This window comes from Dokdonella sp. (genome assembly GCF_041395345.1).
In the GTDB taxonomy this organism is placed as follows: Bacteria; Pseudomonadota; Gammaproteobacteria; order Xanthomonadales; family Rhodanobacteraceae; genus Dokdonella.
The window spans coordinates 1-17,409 of sequence record NZ_JAWLAR010000015.1 but is presented as its reverse complement, the minus strand read 5'-3'; the positions used below and the strand labels follow the sequence as shown (position 1 = coordinate 17,409).

Sequence of the window (17,409 nt, the reverse complement as noted above, 5' to 3'; positions counted from 1 at the left end):
CACAATACCCCCTGCCACTGAAACTTCGTGACAGGTCAATATCAGTCGCTGCTGCGTTTACGGACAAGCTTTGAAACGGAGCGCACGCCGTTTCTATAGTGCATGTAGACAATCCTGGGACAGCCAATTGCGAACAAAAGTGCGCATGGAAGAATGTAGAGCCAATACAGCTTCGTGAATATCAGATGCGAATCATCTGCTCTTGAAAGAGCTGCTACAACCGCTGGCGCACTCTGGTAATAGTGGTCAACATCTGCTCGTCCCCATGTCTTGCTGAGCAACCACTCGTCCCTGAACTTCCTGAGTTGCCGGAGTTCCCAACAGTTGTCGGGCAGCCTGAGTACAGCACATGCTGCTGTAGTCAGGTAGCACCCACCACCTTTGGGGCAAGCATCAATATCATTGGCGGCATTCCGCGCTCGTAAATGTGCCTCCATTGTCTTTAGAAAGGTGTCTTCGAGACCCAATGAGATGTAATCGCGAGATAGCACCACGTCATTGTCGTCTAAGAGCTCAACAGATATCTTATCGGCCCCTGGTGCAAGTAACTGTTTCGTCTGAGCACTCGATAGTAGAAATGTGGATTCAACATATTTGTCTTTTCCGTCGAACGACACGAACTGCGGCGATGTAATCAGCGAACCTCTTCTGAGCCGAACCGCCAGATTGGCTTCCAGAGTAGTTTCGGCTTCACGCGACCACCTGCTTACGCCCACTACTTGCGCTTCTCCATCCTGCTGGACAACTTTTGGTCGAAATCTTGACTTGGCTGTGTTGAAAAAGATGGGTATCGAATCCACTTCCACGACCAAACTACTGTAGTCATCTGGTTTGGCTGAGATGGTAAATGTCAGCACTTCTTCCCAATCGAATGCGCCCGCGGCTTCTAGGTAGCCCGAAGTGTCGTCTGTGGCGAAAATCTCTATGCCGCTCTTCTCGGGATTTTCCTGCCCAAAACCTGTAGACACCATGGCTCTGTGCACATTCCAATATCCGTTCCAGTTTGGTGTTGTAATTTCGCCGATGGGGCAATGGGCAGCTGAGCTTGCAATAGCACGGCTTGATTTCGTTAGCCCACAGACTGTCAATCCGAGAGTCGCGAGCGAGATCAATCTACGATTCAGGTCAATCATTAGGTGTGCGCTCAAAGGTCGAAAACGTTGTGTCGTTGCATACTGGTCATCGCGCTTGTTGTCAGGCTCAACCCAGGCAGCAACGAGCTAAATCAAACCGCATGCAGCGCTGGCTTAAGAGGCATGGTCGTCCAATTGAAGTCTTTTCTTCGCTGGATTTCATCCCCCAGTTGGGTGATTGTTGAAACGGTAGAGGTAGCTAGGCTGGCTAGTGGTACAAGCGAGGCCGGTTCAGCTGTCAATAGCGATTGCGGGAATCAACGCAGATCCGTAGTTTTCAAAGATGAAAGGTGTATTCTTGCTGCTCACTACTCACCGACCACACTGGGCGCAACCCCATCATGGCGGCCCCTGCACACTCCGGGTTCCGTCTGATTCCCAAAGTCAATGCCATATCCTTATGACTAATCGCGGCGGCGAAACGGCGTGCCAGATGCTGGAGCTGCCAGATCTTGAATGCCGATCTTCCGTCCTATACGAGAACGACAACACATTCGCAGATGTATCAATGGCGAGCGGGTTATCTGATGCGCAGAAATCATGGCGACTCACCGCTATCTCGCAGCGGCATGGCAAAGCGGGCGGCTAACCTTAGCAGTTCACTCTGACTCCGCAGACCCAACTTATGCAGTACTGATTTGATCTGGGTGCGGGCGGTCTCGGTGCTGGTATTTCGCTGGTTAGCGATCTCGGATGAAGTGAGTCCTTGCAGCATGCCCTGTAGTACCTCGCCTTCGGCTGGCGTCAGCGCACCCAACACGGATAGAGCCTTGCCGGCATCGCGCGCCTGATTGTGCTCGTCGAAGAACAGAAGCGCCCACTGGTTCGAGGTGCTGCTATGCCACGGCAGCACGAACACCACCCAGCGCTGCCACGATGCAGAGATGATGACAAACGGATCGACGGCGTGGAGGCTTCGACGATTGCCGCGTAGTGCCGAGAGATCGAGCTCCTCAAGGATGCGTTGCTGGATCGCCGCGTCTCGGAAAACAAGATGGCCGGTGCGACTGCACAAGGGTCCGCCGGGCTGCAGCAGCGCTTCCGCCGGGCGATTGGTCTGGGTGATGCGTCCGCGCGCATCCAGCAGCATCAGGCCGAAGTCCAGTCGATCGAGCACTGACTGACTGCGCGCGCCGATCGCTTCAAGCGAGCTCATGCGCTGCTGGATCGATACCACGCGGACCAGGTGGCTGGCGGCGAACGCGAAGTCGGGGTAATCGCCCGGACGCAGCGAACCGGCATCGTCGTAGCGCGGAGTTCCGAGGCTGACAATCTTGCCGGGCGCGATTTCGGTAAACGTGCCTGCGGTATGCAACAGGCCCCAACGGCGCCAGAACTCGTTGAAGTAAGGCGTCATCTTCAGCGGTCCCATGTCCACTTCGCCGATGTCGGTGAGATTGCCGGTGCAGGCCACTTGGCCCCAGCGCAGACGATTGGTTGCGAACAGCTTCAGCCAGGGATCGTTGTCGGCGAAATGCAGCGCGTAGTCTTCGAGCACCGGCTGCGGCACGCCCCATGCGGCGATTGGCTGCATCGCGCTGTCAGAGGTATGCATTACCTGCAGGAATGACATGGCCGCGCCAATGCGCTCGACCACCTGTCGCAACACGCCGCTCAACGCCAGCGGATCCGAACCCAGTGCCGCCGCATAGCAAGCGTCGACATACTGAAGCCGCCACTGCGATTGCTCGCTCTCTCGGGTCGCTGCTTGCCAACTCATTTCGGACACGCGACACACCCCCTGTAGCGCGATATTCTGGAAGATTAAAGTCGGTTGTCCAAGCTGGCAACCGTGCGATGCGTCATCCCATTGGCTCCGTGTCGTCCGCTGTCAGCGGCGGCCTGTACCGCGATGCCAGCCGCAGCAGTTCCGACTGGCCGTGGACCCCAAGCTTCTGCATGATGGATTTGATCTGGCTGCGAACAGTTTCCGGGCTGGTGCCCCGCTGGCGCGCGATCTCGCTGCTGTTCAAACCTAGCAGCACCCGCTGCAATACACCGGTTTCCGCCGTCGTCAGCGCACCCAGCACGGCCAGCGCAGCAGTCGCATCCGGCTGAGGCGCTTTTTCATCGAAGAACAGCAGCGCCCACTGGTCGGACGTGGTGCATTGCCATGGCAGGACGAAAACCATCCAGCGACGCCCGTTGATCGCGCTGACCACGAATGGATCAGGCGCGGTGCGGGATCGAATGCGCCGATACAGCGGCGACAGCTCCAACTGGCGGCGCAGGCGCTGCTCGGTATCGTCGTCACGAAATCCGAGAGCGCCTCCATTGCTGCGCAAGGGGCCCCCGTTTCCAATCAATGCCTCAGCATTGAGATTGATCAAATTTATGCGACCCTTGCCATCAATCAGCACCACGCCAAAATCAAGGCGATCGAGAATCGATTGCCGGCGTTCGTTGTCGGCCTGAAGAGCCCCCAGACGCTGCTGAATCGAGACCACGCGGACCAGATGGCTGGTGGCGAAAGCGAGATCGTCCTGATGCGATCGTTGCAGCGTGCCGGCGTCGGCAAAGCGCGGCAGGCCGAGGTTGAGCACACCGCCCGAGGCGAGTTCGGCGAATGTACCCGAGGTATGCAGCAGGCCCCAGCGGCGCCAGAACTCGTTGTAGTAGCCGGTGTTGATGACCGGGCTGATATCAATCTCCTCGCCGGTGCTAGCGGCTTGGCCCCAGTGCAGGCGATTGGAGAGAAACAAACGCAGCCAGGGATCATCCGCCGCAAAATGCGCGCCGTAGTCCTCCAGCATGCCGTCCGGAAAACCCCACGAGGCAATACCTTCAACTGCCGGACCACAAGGCTGCATGACCTGCAGCAACGCCATGGCCGCGCCAACGCGACCTGCCACCATTGAAAGCGCAGGACTCAGCGCAGAGGCGTCGTTTGCCAGCGTTGCCGCATAGCAGGCATCGATATATTCAAGTCGCCACGCGGCGTCGCTGGATTTGAACACGTACACGCCCCTGTCACGTGATCGTTGCTGAGACTAATCCTCAAACCGGCACAACTTCAAGAGCCCTGGATATGGCCTACAGAACTGCCTCGCCAGCGCATCTAACGCCCGTCGCAAATCAGCACCGAGCGTCTCATTTGAAAAACGGGCAATACGGTAGAGCTGGATAGAGTCGAATCCCCTATCGAAGTAGTAGGCGCTACCGAATCATCATACTTCCATTGGAAACTCGGCTTTATCCAATTTCATCCCCCACTTGGGGGATGGGAGATTGCGCAGGAGGGGATAGGCTTCGCCCAAGCAATTGAGGTCCGGAGAACAATTGTGGCGCTGCGGCGGGAAAGCAAACTTCGGAATTGTGGCTGCTCAAGGGGTTCGGCTAGTGGATCCTTCCAAATCTCATATAAGCACGCCGATGATGGGTTGGAGCGGAACCAGGCGGTAGGGAGAGTGGCTAGATCAGCGAGGTGCGGCCTCTCAGGAGATAGCTGGATTGCTTAAAGGCGAACGAGGTTTCCTTGCTTCCATGTCGACCACTCCGCCAATCGGGAGAACATCGTCATGATGTCTCCTATTGCTCGCATCAAAGCAAAAGTCCGCCTTTCGCTGGCATGGCTTGTTTCAGTTTCTCTGACTTTTTCCGTCTTCGCATCTGACCGCTCACTGACAATAGACTTTGACGGGCCAGACAAACTAATGGAGGAAGCATTGAGGCTCGATGCTTCAACCTCCTTTCTTTTCCCAAGCGGTGGTACGCCCGCCAAAGTCACACAAGAAGTGTTTGAATCAATAGCGTCTGGCCAGCCAGACTTTCTTATATTTTCAGGACACTCGGGCGCATTTCGTTTTTCCGGGCATTTAGGAGCGTTCGACAGCGAAGAGGCCAAGAGAAGTGGAGCAACCTTCCCCAGCGTCAAGGCCATCGCGCTTCGTGGCTGCTATTCAGGAGTTCTTGATGCCTCTCTAGACGACAGCCCATGGCGCGCGCTATTCCCCAACCTCGAACTAATCCTGGGCTATCCAAGCAAAGCCTGGAGTAGAGAGCATGCTGAAGCTTCGGAATTCATTCGGCTGGCGTTCTTGCTCCACAGAGCGGCTCCAGCAGATCGTGAGTCGATCTTCATGAGCTGGAGCGGGCACAGTAGAAGTGAAGTCTCCCTCTCCTTGTTGCGTGATCGCAGGCTCATCGATTTCTGGGCAACCCGATACCAGAACAAGACACCCTTTCATCTCGACGTGAAGGAAATTCGCAATTCTTGCAAACGAGACCAGCGTGAGTCCTCCGAGCGTGAACTGCGCTTTTCCGCAGGCCAGTTGATGGACATTGATGTCGACAGGAGAGCAGAGCTCCGTTCCCACTATGATTGGTTCAGGCAACGACAGCACTGCCGTACACTAAACATATGGCCCTACGGAAAATGGTCGGATCCTGATCGCCAGATCTTTACTTTCTATCGCGAAAATGTAGTTCGAAACTATCTCGCGTTCGTTTCGCTATCCGAAATCAACATGCTGCTGCTTTACGGTGCTGGTGAGGTCCCGGATCTTCTTAAGCTTCATGAGTCTCGTGAAATTCAAGCTTGGGTTGCAGAGTCTCTCACCTTGCTGAGCATAGCGTGTGCTTCGAATGACTGCCGTGTGCCGGACGAACTACGCCCTTGGCTTGACTCGGTAGCAAATTCCTTCACCCAGATTGTTCTCAATCATGATCCTCGCGTACTGAGCTTGCAGTGGGCAACATCTGACAGAATAAACTACTGGCCTATACTTCTGGATAATCCAGAAAATAAGAAAGGGATTACAGCAAATGCAATCCCGAAGCTGCTTGAATCTCAACTATAGTGCTTTCACTTTGGAACTACCAACTGGCAGGAGCGCATATGAAAGGCACACTCGCGTTGATAATAATGTTGCTAAGCGCGCCGGCGCTTGCTGAAGTCGAGTTTATTGGCGAGAACTCTGTGAACGTGGACATTCTCTGCGGCAGGGGAAGAGACGACGGATATACTCAGGCGCAGTTGACGCTGATTGTGCGAGGAACGTCCGCTAGGATTTTTGAAGGTGGCTATGAAGCGGACCAAGGGAGCGTTGAGAAAACGGATACCGGGTTCGAGGTGATAAATGCCAGTCGCAGTGAGTACTTCTTTGTGCTTGATCGAGAGCAGTCATCAGTTACCATGTTTCATGTTGGCATTTTTCTGCAAGGGCCGGCAAAAGTAACCGAGGCAATGCCATGCAACTGGTCCACAAAGAGATAGCGAAGCCTTAGCGGGCAGTTGAGTCAGTACACTTGAGTAAGTTGCGGAAGCAAGAGGTCCCATAACCTATAGCTCTAGAATCTCAACTAAGGACCGAACCTCCATAGAGGATTCAGGTGACTCGAATTTATATCGCCGGAACAATGAGGTATGCGCAGCTACGCTAGCTGTTTCCATTCAAGCTTGGGGCGGCCGATGCAGCAGGCTCGCCTGTCGGGTTTGACAGCCGTTGCCGCGATCATGGCGGTGACGTTTACTGTGGCTGCATTGGCGGAGCAAGCGGCCGCGCCATCGGAGCCGACCACTCAGGGATGTGATTCCCAAGTCGTCTACATGCCCACCCGGCGCCTCATGGATTTTCTGGAAGTGGCCTCAGCCGAAGCCAAGGCACGCCCGGGATCGGCAAGGAGATCGAGGACCTTCTTCAGCAGGCACATTGCGGTGATACCAGCGCAAGCGCAAAGCTGGGGGCGCTTCAGAACGAGGAGGTTCAACGCTCTCTGCAGCCGGCTTGATGGTTGGGGTAGGTCTTCGTAGCCAGGACGAACTCCTTGAAGCGGCGCACAGGAGCACCCTGACGGATGATCAACGGGCCGCAGCACTGCGCGCAGCGGCCGGCGTGTTGCTGGAAAGCGATCTGGTCATCAGCGTCGAGCGAATGCGGATCCTGACCCAATGGGCCGCAGACAGTGACAACGAAGCCTTGGTCCAGGCTGCGGAGGAAGCCCGTGCCGGCCAAGGCGATGCACCCGCGCTGACAGCGCGAGGCGACCGCCTGATGACCTGTGCAACGGCCGGGGAGACGGATTGCCTGGGGCGGCACGAATACCATGCTGCCGATATTGACCAGATTGCATCCCGTTGGCCTGATGCATCCCTGGCACAACGGCGCTGGTTGGCGCGCTGGGCCAAGCCCAGTGATCCGAATCGCCAGTTTTTTGTCGACGCGATTGCCGCTGCGGATTCGGAAACGCAATACGAGATCCTGACCTCCGTCCTAAGCCTCGCCCACAACCGCGATGGCGACCGTCTCAAGGCCGCATTGTCGATGATCGAGCAGGTCGCGACGGATCCTTCCCGGCGTCCGGCTCGGGTCATGATTGATTTCGCGACGGACCATGGCGAGGGGATGATTGGGGGGAAGGCGTACGAAGACCATGGCGGCTATCCCGATGGTCTTGATGAAGCCTTCCAGGAAGTCATGACCTACCCGGATCTCGGCCCGGCTATGAGCGCCATAGCCGGCCTTGATCACCCCTGGCTCGCAACACAGGCGGCCTTCTGGTTCTTCTTTCAAGGCAGGATCGCTGAGGCAATGCAGGCTATGCGCTTCACGGTCGATGCCAACGGCATACCCGCACCCTATATCATCAAGAGCATTCCGGTCATGACGCAGAACGTGGCGCTGTATGGGGATTGGTTCGTTCAGATCGTTCTTCGTGGAGAACTGGGCGACTGGAACGCGCTGGCACGCGATGAGTTTGTCGAGCTGCTTGATCAGTCGGGAGTGCGCACCGCCCTGGTCGAGCGCGCGAAAGGCATTCCGGATCGCGCCCGGAAAGCGGGCATCAAACTCGATGCGGATCAGGCATTGGAAGTGCAGGTCCAAACGGCTCGTGGCTTCCGTGATGAGGTCCAGGGCGTTCAGTGGTTTGTCGGCGAGGTCTCAAAGAAGTACCCCGAGGATGTGGCGCTACTCGCGCAAACGTATGCGCAGGAAGAGGAAGTGCCCTGGCAGGCGCTCGCGATGGTGCTCTGGGCCAGCATTGGCGATTCACGCGCATTGGATCTGGCGCATCGACTCGCCGACAGCACCAATTCGGATGTTCGCGACAGCGCATTGGGCACGATCTCGTTGTTTGCCGGGGTGAGCGCCTCACAGGCGCAATAGGTGCCTTGCCCATGACTGACATTCTTGGGTCAGATGCGTACGCGCATCTAGTAGCATGGGGTCTGGCTTTAAAACTAGATCTATCTAGGGCGCTCACGCAAGGCATTCCTTGTGCCTTTCTCGGACACTCCATTTTGGGAGCATTGCCCCAAAAAATGAAAGGCCCTGGTGATCGCGCCGACGCTCAGAGGCCGGCGGGTTGACTCCCAAGGCCGATTGTCCCGTCGGAGGGACTTACGATTTCGTAAGCGTCAGTGACCTGGCGCAAATCGGAGTGCCGACGGGCTTTAAACAAAGTCCTTGGATTGCCCCCATCCGGCCAAGCGGAAAGTCACTGACGCCGCTCAGCCCGATTGAAAGGCGGGTAGCGCTAAAATGTCTGGATCTTACTCGCAATCTGTAAGCGATCCTGTTGCATAGCTCATTACAGCGCAAGTACCTCGATTATCACACCCGCTATAGCTCTGTTTGAACGAGTTGATAGTGTCCAGAGTTGGTGATTTTGTCGCTTCACATACCTCTTCGCGCGAAGAATTGTTCACATTCGAAAGCGTGGGCGAATAGCGCTCCATACTTTGCCCCACTTCAAATTCGCCTTTGTCAATGTCAATCACTATTAGCCGTCTGCTTTTCTCATCGTCATGGAATTTGCTCGTGCTTACGCGGTCAATAATGGCGTTCCCTTCAGCATCTATTTTGCAAAAACAGGTCCAGTTGTGGACTGCTGGGTTTAACGAGTATTGACCATCGTCAGCCTGTATCTCCTCACATGAAACGCCCTTCGTTTTGGGCACTTGAGCGGAAGACATTTGGCCTGAAGTTTCTTCAAGGCCAGTTGAAGTGTCTTCGAACCAAACGCGGCTAGTTCCTGTGGCTTTGCAAGTATTCCAATCCATTGCTGATGCGTAGTTGATAGATGCGACAAGAGTTACAAAACACAGTAAGGCCCTTTTCATTCTAGCTCCTCCATGGGTTAGTGATACGTGCGTGTGTTCGGCGTCTTTCAGTTTCCCGCAGGTTGCAACACCGCTGAATGTGAACTTCACCATCTCATATTTTTGAGACTCACTTTTGCTTGGTGAAAAGCTCATAACTTTTGACTCGCGACTTTCCATCGGCTCGAGTTCTATATTGCCGAAATCCAACGTCTGAGCATTCAATGTATTTCCGTGCCGCATCATCGTGGTGCCGACTGTTACGTTGCAGCGCGTTCGATTGTCAAACTCAACGCTGTACTTGAAGCTCTTGTCGTCGTGAGACTGGTATCGCACAGTACCGACCAAGAACCCTCCGCGGAGGCGAACCCAGTCGAATCCACCACAGGAGATCGACGCGGAGATGCAAACGCCAACCTCCCCACTAAAAGACTCAGTGCTTGCCGCAAATGTATTATTAGTGAATACAGCAAGGCCATAAAGAATTAGCGCGTGTTTGCATCTAAACATAATGCTTTACCGTTTGTAGGTTACAAAGTTACTTGCTGCTAGTTAGCCTTTCCTCTCGCCGCATTCGAATTTCGAATCTTTGATCAGGAGAATGCGACCAACGGCACCCATTGAGGATCAACCCACGCTGCCACTTTCTGTCGAATAGTGGCGCAAAGTTCGTCGGGGACGCATTCGTCAGAATGACTCCAGATCGCCTAAACGATCCAATTCCTTTCCAGCTACCGAATGTTCCCTGATCCGCGTCCGCGAGGCTCAACAGCGATTCGCTTCGTGGATCATCTGCCCAAAGCCTCCCAAATTCATCACCCAACTGGGGTACGACTGGATATTTACGTGCTGATCAAATCTGCGTGCCGATCAAATCGGCTAGGAATGAATAGTGGTCGTGACCTGCCCCTAAGTTTCAGTGCCATGCATGAGACACCGAAACGATCCCGGTTGACCGTGTTGTCCGTGCCTATTGACGCGATCCCCCAGAGTGCTTACGCACCCTCAAACAAAGCGCTCATCTACAAGGCGACTCCGTGGGACGTCCACCCTAGCTTTCGGAATGTCCGGCTGTGGCCGTATTCGGCCTCCAGCCTAGCTGATCGCGACCTCTGATTGCGCGCGCTTTGCCTATGAACGATTTCCCGCGCAGGCTCGTGCAGTCCACGGTTGGTGACGGAGGTTCTTGTGCTTGCGCCGGTCCTGTTCGACGCTGTCCTGGTCGAAGGCTTGGACAATCTTCCCGAGGGCGAGAATGGGACGGCCGCCTTTGACCTTCCACAACCCGGCCAAGAGCGTTGTGAGTGCGGTAGCGCCGTCTTCCCATCGGGTTGCGTGCGCCGCTTGATCATGATCACTAAACCGATTCAGATTGACCACCTCGCCGATTTTGCGTGATCAGCTTACCGCTAATGTTGACCACCCCTTCTACCCTGCTGATTTCGACTGTTCTTGTTGAACCAATCGAGTGTTTTTCCCCGACATACAAGCAAGTATGGCTGAAGGATTGACATCAAGCGCTCGTAAACTGGATCGAACGGAGCTTTCAGGAAAGTTGTAGTGCATTCCATCAACGTACGATCGCTTCCAGAAAATGCGCTCAATGCAGCTGAACAGTTCTTGCCACACATATCGCAAGGGCTGATGCGCGAAAAGCACTCTCGGAAAAATGTCGAAGGCACACGCCGACGGCAGGAAATGGTGCGGATCGTCATCAAGTACCTCTCCCTTTCGCGCCAGGCACAGAAGTGCAATGAGCGCATCAAGTGAGTATTGGTTGCGTATGGCGAGGGTTTGTTGCCGATTGACCATCGAATGGCGGTACCGGCCCAAGCGATCCGGAGAACTGTCCATGAACAGTATCCGTCTGATGGCAGTCGGGGACTCTTCCAGCAACTCATGAATTCGTTGCATCGCTGGCGGCTCGGGAGCGAGGAGCTCCCAAAGTGGCAGGTCTATCCAGTCGTCGAGCCTGACACTCATCGCTGTGCGTGACGCTACGTGCAAGATGGTTTCTTTGTGCGGCAGCGCCTTGCCCTGACGCCAGCGGCGATACTTGTTTGATGCGGCGGCGTCGCTGTCGCGCCCATAGGGCCTTCGACCATCCACTCGCCATTCGAGCTGCTTCGGCGAATCTGTCCCGAAGTGGGACGCCAATGCGCCGTAGCATGCTCCGCCCTTGCAGCGCTTCACCTCATTCCGGTGGTGCACCCAACCGTCGGCGGGCGGAAGTGGACTCAGGAATGGTATGGGCATGGCCCATGGTCGCTCGAATATCCTGCTCTGTCACGGGTAGTCCGGGGTTGGCGTGGGTGTATCGATTTCGTCGAACCGCTCCACTTTGCGATCTCACGTTAGAGATCCTAGGATGCGGAAAATGTCCACCCTAGTCGGAGACAAGCAAAATGGTTCAGCGGCAACCGACAGAACCCTTATCCCATGGCGGGCTGGTCTATGAAGATTTCGAGTGCCGGCTAGTTCGCGCCCTGGGAGCAACGGTCGGGGGCGAGCCGCTCTCCCGCGCCTTGGGCTACCCCTCACAGGACGCCTTCAGAAAAGCTCAGCAGAGGGGACGTTTGCCCGTTGCGACGTTTACGGTGGAAGGCCGTCGAGGCCGTTTCGCATCGGCTGTGGACATCGCGGCATGGCTCTGGGGGCAGCGCCGCGCAGGCTCCAGTACCTATCAAAACTCGCAGAGAGGTTCGACATGAATCGGTAATTCGTATTCAAGGCTGCTTTCCCAAGCGCAAAAATGAGAACGCCTTGGAGTTCATTACACTCCAAGGCGCTCGGGTCTTGCGGCACAACCTTGCCTGCAATACTCCATCTGCGACCCTGTCGATGTCAAGTCCTTCTGTGCCGGTTCGGGCAAAGGGCTCGCTTGTCTCAATTGCCGATCCGCCGGAGCCGCAGCCGCTCCCTGGGTGGCGGATTGTTCTTGGAGATTGGCATGAACCCATTGCGGACGGCTATTCGTCTGATTCTTTCGACGTCCGATAGCAACCGGGAAATTGGTCGCCAGGTAGACATGGCTTACAACAGCATCCGGCGATACCGGCAGCTTGCAGACAAGTATCAAATACAACTGGACGACGTCCAGAAGTTAAACGATGACGAACTTCAACTCAAATTCAGCCGTCGCGGCGCCACGAACTCCAACAAGCGATTGCCCGACTGGGCCCATGTCCATCGAGAGTTGCAACGCAAGGGAGTAACGCGAACGCTCTTGTGGATGGAGTACAAGGAAGAGGAACCTGAAACTGCCTATGGATTGAGTCACTTTAACGAACTCTATGTCCAATGGGTGGGCGGAAATACCCTTTCCATGCGCCAGCAATTCGAGCCCGGCGAGCGGGGTTGGGTGGACTTTTCCGGTAGCAAGATGCAGTGGGTTGACCCGACCACCGGTGAAACTCACGACGCGGAAATCTTTGTGGCCTCAGCGGGTGTTTCCGGCTTGCTGTTTGCACTCGCGGTTCCATCCCAGCGCCAGGAACACTGGATTCATGCGCACTGCGAATGGTACGCGGCGCTTGGTGGCGTCCCGAAAATCACCGTGCCCGACAATCTGAAATCGGCGGTCCTGAAAGCGGGTCGCGATCCGACCCTGAACCCGGCCTACTTCGAAATGGGCGAACACTACGGAACCGTCATCTTGCCAGCCCGTTCTCGTCGGCCTAAAGACAAAGCTACTGTGGAAGGCGGCGTCCTGATCTTTCAGCGGTGGGGCATCGCAAAACTGCGCAATCGGGTGTTCCACTCATTGTCGGAGCTGAATGCTGGGATCTTCGAGTGTGTTGAAGCCATCAACAACCGGGTCATGCGTCGCTACCGGCAGAGTCGTCGCGAACGGTTCGATGCCATTGACAAGCCTGCGCTGAATCCGCTGCCCTCCCGCTATGAGTATGCGCAATGGTTCGGGCCCCAGCGTGTTCCTCCTGACTACCACGTGGCTGTGATGGGACATTTCTATTCGGTGCCGTATCGATTGGCGCAGCAGGAAGTCCATGCACGCTGCACTCCAACCATGATAGAGATCTTCAGTGGGCGGACGCGTGTTGCATCGCACGCTCGCCTTCAATCGATTGGGCACAAAACAACCGATCGAGCGCACATGCCAGACCATCACCTGGCATGGGCGGATCACACGCCCCTGCGCTATCGGACGTGGGCGGAGTCGGTTGGGCCCAACGCACTGCTTGTCGTCGAGAAGCTTCTTGACGGCGCCCGCCACCCTGCAGGTGCGCTCAACGCCTGCGCCACCCTTCAAAGGATCTCCAGAAAGAACGGGCTTGAACGGTTCGAGCTGGCTTGCGTCAAGGCATTGGCTATTCAATCGCCGACGGTCAAGAGCATTCGGTCGATTCTGCAGAACCGTCTTGAGCAACGCAGTGGTGAGCCAGTGAGCCAACGACCCATGCCCTCGCACGAGAATCTCCGAGGCGCAGACTATTTCAAGAACAAGGAGCAGAAACATGTTGACCAATCAGACGCGTGAAGGACTTCTTGCATTGCGCCTGCCAGGCATGGCGCGCGCCTACGCTGAGCAACTCGACAATCCGACGACGCAGAGCCTGGGCTTTGACGATCGCCTCGGGCTTATGGTTGACGTTGAGCTCGCTCAACGCGAAAGAAGGCGAATCGACCGGTTGCTCAAGAATGCCAAGTTGAAAGCGCAGAGTGCCTGCCCAGAAGACATCGACTTCTCAGCCAAACGGGGAATCGACAAAAGGCAGATTTTGGATCTGTTGACGTGCCAGTGGATTCAGCACGGCCAGCACGTCGTGATCACAGGACCAACAGGGACAGGAAAGACCTGGCTGGGCTGTGCGCTCGGGCACGAAGCGGCTCGCAAAGGCTATTCGATGATCTACTACCGAATGCCCCGACTGCTGGAAGAAATGGAGGTGGCTCATGCGGATGGCAGCCTTCCTGCACTTCGAACTCGATTGGCCAAGGCTCGCCTTTTGATTCTCGATGATTGGGGCGTATCGCCGATCACCGATCGCGGCCGGCAAGACTTGCTGGAGGCAATTGACGATCGCATTCCGGGCGGCTCCGTCTTGATCACTTCTCAGCTTCCTGTTGACGTCTGGCATGACTATCTGGGCGAGCCAACCATCGCCGATGCCATTCTTGATCGCTTGCTGCACAACAAGCACGCGATCGCGCTCAAGGGAGATTCAATGCGACGAACCTCGCGAGGCAACCCCGACGCCTGAGGCTGGTCATCGGCCCCGGCGAACCCCGGGGCCGGTCACCGTGATCACTTCGTCGCTCCATCTTGATCAGCCCTTGCCCAGTACATCGCGAGATCTTCGGCTGCAAAGGGCCGTGCACTGTTGGGAAGCGGTCTCGGACAGGGTTTCACGTGTTGAGCCCCAGAGTTCACGCCAATCATCATTCATATTTGTCAAGAAGGCGATCTTCTTCATTTGAATGTGCTAGATTTTGTCGAGTCGGTCCCTCGGAAACGCATGGGATTCCGGGGGATCGAGTTTCGATCACTGGGGTGCAGACATGGATCATGGAAAGGCCGTCTCCGGTGCGCGTGGATACGCGCACCGTGTATTGAATTCCCGCTTCTTCAGCGCCGCGCTTGTAGCCACTCTGGCCTTTTCTGCTGGCATTACACCCGCAAGTGTCAGGGTGATCGGCTTCGGCTTCGGTGACAATGCCTTCGGCCCGCCGCCCGGCGGAGCTTTCGGCGGGCCTTCTCAGTCGCCAGTGGTCCCATACCAGGAGCCGACGCCACCTGTAGACCCGTACTCCGATAGCGTAGGCGCAACACCAGGCACCACGCACGTCGATGAGAGCGGCGCGAGTACCTACACTGTACCGATCTACACGCCGCCAGGGACGGCAGGCTTTGTCCCCAGTTTGTCGCTTCAGTATTCCAGTCGTGGCAGCCACGGACCGCTTGGACCGGGCTGGGCCATCGGTGGCCTTTCCTCGATCAGCCGGTGCAGAAAGGGCACCGAATACGGTGATGGCGCAGGGCCATTTCCCGGCATTCGTTTCAGTGCCGACGAATCGGGCAGCGCCTATTGCCTTGACGGTGGCCGCCTGCTGGATCGTGGAAGTATTGGATCATGTCCCGCAGCGCCGAATGGGCACACGGGCCGCGAGTTCGGAATCGAACTGGACCCCGCCTTGCGCGTCTGTGGCTATCGCGTCAGTGGCGCGCCTGCCTATTCGTACTGGTTGGTATACCCCAAGGACGGTTCCCTGCAGCGATTCGGATTCGCCGGCAATTCGCGACTGCGTCCAAACAACGGCACGGGCACTTTACTCGCGACACAAGCCCTTACTTGGGGCATCGATCGCATCGTTGACGCAACAGGCAACAGCATCGATTTCCTCTACAACGCTGATCAGACCGATGGCGAGATGCGCCTTGCCGAGGTGAGCTATACCGGCAAAGTCGATCGTTCCTCGCCGCACGTCCAGACGCAAACGAGGGCACCGTACAACCGCGTCGAATTCACCTATGAAGCGATGCCCTCGACCAGTCAGCGCATCGACTGGTTGGCCGGCTCCAAACTCGCGTTGACTCAGCGACTGAGCACCATCAAGGTCATTGGCACGGTCAACAATGGCACCAATCCTGATACGGCGGCGACTGCTCGCACCTACAAGCTGAACTACTTTACCTTTGGCACAGGCAGTCGATACTCACGACTGACATCGTTGCAGGAATGCGCGCCCAATGGCACCGGCGAAGTCTGCTATCCCGCCACGCAGTTCCAATGGGGCGCAAATGGAGGGTCGCCGGTCCAGGGATTTCCGACGACTCCGACCTCTGCCGGCTATGACGCTACCCTGGCGCGATCCATTGATTTCAAGGTGGGTGATGTCGATGGCGATGGTCGACAGGATCTGATCTGGCTGCGTGACAACAAGTGCTCGAATGGGTCGGTTCCTGCCAACCAGCGCTTCGAGATCATGGTTTCGATTGCCAACGCGACGGGCCTGCAGACCTCGTCGGCCAGTGGCATCTATTTGCAACGCAATAACCCTGGAGCCTGCGGAAGCGATCTGCGTGCACTCCATTTCGAGAACCTCTGGCATTTGTTCGACTTCACCGGGGACGGTCGCGATGACCTGATGTTTTCCAACACCACCGCCTGGGTCATCTCGCCGGCAACACTTGGACTGGTCACGTGGGGATATACCTCGGCGACCCTCTACGCCACAGGCATCCAGTCGTCGATCGACGATGACGGTCGGCTGTTCGATCTCAATGGCGACTCGCTTCCCGATCTGATTCACATCGGATCGGCAGGCGCTGCCACGGCACGACTACTGGAGCGCACGGCCCCCTCAGTGCCAAACACCTACCAATTCTCGAGCACCAATATTCTCGTCGATGTGGATGAGCCGCCGAGCCCTGGGCCCAACTACCTTCTCAACGGGGTCACCATCAACTCGGCCTTGTCCCGCGGCAATCCCAACGCGGATATCGATGGGGACGGTGCCAGCGACATGCTCTTTCGCGTGCAGTTTATCGATGAGGGCGGCAGCTGCCCAATATGCATTCAGTTGGGCATCGGCGTTCCGCCTTCAGAGGGCACCCGGCTACTACCGTCCGCATACGACGATGTCTGGAATACCCAAGGTATTGTCGAAGGTGCGGGTCAGATGTTCCGCAGCTATTGGCACGTTTATCGCAACGCGGGCATCCAGCCGAATGGCCGTTTCCGTTTCGTACTCGATCAAGAGGCGACACTCGGCGAAACCGGAACCGGTAGCGGCAACATCAGTCGCGATGGCAATGACGTCCAGCTAGCCGACATCAATGGTGATGGTCAGGCTGATGTGCTCTACCAGAGAGTGCCCAGCGGAGCGCTGCGGACCTTTCACACTCGTCTCAATGTTGGCAAGGCCGATCCGGCTGCCGCCGGTAGCCGTTTTCAATCGGAGCAGGCGACGGGTTTGCAGACCTCCGCAGACCTCGCGCGCCAGGTGAATCTGTTCGACCTCAATGGAGATGGTCGCAAGGATTTGTTCTATCCCGTCGACCTGGGCAGTGGTACGACGCCGCGCTATCCCCTGAAAGCCCGGCTGTTCAGCAGCACGGGCTTCAATGCAGAGATTGGCGTCGGCAATGCGACCAACAACGCACAGGATCCATTGCAGGTCTTGAGCTTCCTGATGGATACCAGCGGCGATGGTGCGCCTGATTTGGTGCGCTTTAACCCGAGCGGCAGCGCTGTCTCGGTGGCTCGCAATGCC

At 56.5% G+C, this 17,409-nt stretch carries 11 protein-coding genes; 6 read left to right on the top strand and 5 right to left on the bottom strand.

The features are described 5' to 3' along the window. Window positions 1-41: 41 nt before the first annotated feature. From R3F00_RS13710 to R3F00_RS13700, 3 genes are all read right to left on the bottom strand, one after another. A complete protein-coding gene (locus tag R3F00_RS13710; protein ID WP_371282363.1) occupies window positions 42-1,133 on the bottom strand; it encodes a CFI-box-CTERM domain-containing protein in 1,092 nt (363 codons plus the stop codon). Between the two features lie 538 nt (window positions 1,134-1,671). After that, window positions 1,672-2,853 carry a helix-turn-helix transcriptional regulator gene (locus R3F00_RS13705; protein WP_371282441.1) on the bottom strand — a complete coding sequence of 394 codons (1,182 nt, stop codon included), beginning with the start codon at window positions 2,851-2,853 and terminating at the stop codon, window positions 1,672-1,674. Window positions 2,854-2,935: 82 nt separating this feature from the next. Further along, window positions 2,936-4,090: a helix-turn-helix transcriptional regulator gene (locus R3F00_RS13700; protein ID WP_371282362.1), complete on the bottom strand. Its 1,155-nt coding sequence runs from the start codon at window positions 4,088-4,090 to the stop codon at window positions 2,936-2,938. A gap of 561 nt (window positions 4,091-4,651) precedes the next feature. Here R3F00_RS13700 and R3F00_RS13695 point away from each other — a divergent pair. The 3 genes from R3F00_RS13695 (at window position 4,652) to R3F00_RS13685 (ending at window position 8,239) form a co-directional block, all read left to right on the top strand. Next, window positions 4,652-5,932 carry a hypothetical protein gene (locus R3F00_RS13695; protein WP_371282361.1) on the top strand — a complete coding sequence of 427 codons (1,281 nt, stop codon included), beginning with the start codon at window positions 4,652-4,654 and terminating at the stop codon, window positions 5,930-5,932. Window positions 5,933-5,970: 38 nt separating this feature from the next. After that, complete coding sequence (locus tag R3F00_RS13690) at window positions 5,971-6,348, top strand: hypothetical protein (RefSeq protein WP_371282360.1); 378 nt, start codon at window positions 5,971-5,973, stop codon at window positions 6,346-6,348. Window positions 6,349-7,126: 778 nt separating this feature from the next. After that, window positions 7,127-8,239: a hypothetical protein gene (locus R3F00_RS13685; RefSeq protein WP_371282359.1), complete on the top strand. Its 1,113-nt coding sequence runs from the start codon at window positions 7,127-7,129 to the stop codon at window positions 8,237-8,239. Window positions 8,240-8,625: 386 nt separating this feature from the next. On the opposite strand, the gene R3F00_RS13680 is transcribed toward R3F00_RS13685, so the two are convergent. Both R3F00_RS13680 and R3F00_RS13675 read right to left on the bottom strand, forming a co-directional pair. After that, window positions 8,626-9,522 (bottom strand): hypothetical protein, encoded by an 897-nt coding sequence (locus tag R3F00_RS13680; RefSeq protein WP_371282358.1) that lies wholly within the window; start codon window positions 9,520-9,522, stop codon window positions 8,626-8,628. A gap of 1,080 nt (window positions 9,523-10,602) precedes the next feature. Beyond that, complete coding sequence (locus tag R3F00_RS13675) at window positions 10,603-11,367, bottom strand: hypothetical protein (RefSeq protein WP_371282357.1); 765 nt, start codon at window positions 11,365-11,367, stop codon at window positions 10,603-10,605. Window positions 11,368-12,124: 757 nt separating this feature from the next. Here R3F00_RS13675 and istA point away from each other — a divergent pair. The 3 genes from istA to R3F00_RS13660 form a co-directional block, all read left to right on the top strand. Continuing rightward, window positions 12,125-13,672, top strand: a complete 1,548-nt coding sequence (gene istA / locus R3F00_RS13670) for an IS21 family transposase (RefSeq protein ID WP_371282355.1) — start codon at window positions 12,125-12,127, stop codon at window positions 13,670-13,672. After that, window positions 13,650-14,396: an IS21-like element helper ATPase IstB gene (gene istB / locus R3F00_RS13665; RefSeq protein WP_371282354.1), complete on the top strand. Its 747-nt coding sequence runs from the start codon at window positions 13,650-13,652 to the stop codon at window positions 14,394-14,396. Before istA ends, istB begins: the two co-directional genes overlap by 23 nt. 298 nt (window positions 14,397-14,694) lie before the next feature. Further along, window positions 14,695-17,409: SpvB/TcaC N-terminal domain-containing protein (locus R3F00_RS13660; protein WP_371282353.1), on the top strand; the 2,715-nt coding region annotated here is incomplete at its 3' end.